At 66.4% G+C, this 975-nt stretch carries 2 protein-coding genes; both read left to right on the top strand.

What is annotated here, in order from left to right; genetic code table 11:
- On the top strand, window positions 1-319 hold a 319-nt coding region (locus tag DXD49_RS08290), incomplete at its 5' end, for a sugar phosphate nucleotidyltransferase (RefSeq protein WP_255413641.1).
- A gap of 12 nt (window positions 320-331) precedes the next feature.
- The coding region (locus DXD49_RS08285) for a dTDP-glucose 4,6-dehydratase (RefSeq protein ID WP_117794702.1) at window positions 332-975 on the top strand (644 nt) is incomplete at its 3' end.

Raw genomic sequence — 975 nt, 5'->3', positions numbered from 1 at the left:
CGGCGAGCTCGAGATCACCACGCTCAACCAGATGTACCTTGAGGAGGGGACGCTGTCCGTGGTCACCCTCGGCCGCGGCTACGCGTGGCTGGACACCGGCACCATGGAGAGCCTGCACGAGGCCGCGGAGTTCGTCCGCGCCGTCGAGCACTCCCAGGACCTTCCCGTGTCCGTGCCCGAGGAGATCGCCTGGGAGAACGGCTGGATCACGACCGCCGAGCTGGAGGAGGCCGCCAAGGCCTACGGCAAGTCGGTCTACGGCCAGCACCTGAAGAAGGTCGCCGCCGGCGAGATCGTCAACAGCCCGCGCGAGTACTAGGAGGAACCCCTCATGTCCGAGATCTTCGAACCCCACAACATCATCGTCACGGGCGGCTGCGGCTTCATCGGCAGCAACTTCGTGCACTACGTGGTCAACAACCACCCCGAGGTGCACGTCACCGTCCTGGACAAGCTGACCTACGCCGGCAACCCCGAGAACATCGCCGGGCTGCCAGCGGACCGCGTTGAGCTCGTCGTGGGCGACATCTGCGACGCCGCGCTGCTCGATGAGTTGGTGCCGGGCCACGACGCCATCGTGCACTACGCCGCCGAGAGCCACAACGACAACTCCATCGCCGACCCGGAGCCCTTCCTGCGCACGAACGTCGAGGGCACCTTCCGCCTGCTGGAGGCCGTCCGCAAATACGGAATCCGCTACCACCACGTCTCCACCGACGAGGTCTACGGCGACCTGGCGCTCGACGACCCCGCCAAGTTCACCGAGGAGACGCCGTACCACCCGAGCAGCCCGTACTCGAGCACCAAGGCGTCCTCCGACATGCTGGTCCGCGCCTGGACCCGCACCTACGGCCTGCGCACGACCATCTCCAACTGCTCCAACAACTACGGACCCTACCAGCACGTGGAGAAGTTCATCCCCAGGCAGATCACGAACATCGTCGACGGCGTCCGCCCCAAGCTCTACGGCCGCGG

It is taken from the genome of Collinsella sp. TM05-38, from assembly GCF_003466445.1.
Taxonomy (GTDB): Bacteria; Actinomycetota; Coriobacteriia; order Coriobacteriales; family Coriobacteriaceae; genus Collinsella.
Note: the sequence above shows the minus strand (reverse complement) of the source record. Positions and strands in the feature narration are given on the sequence as shown.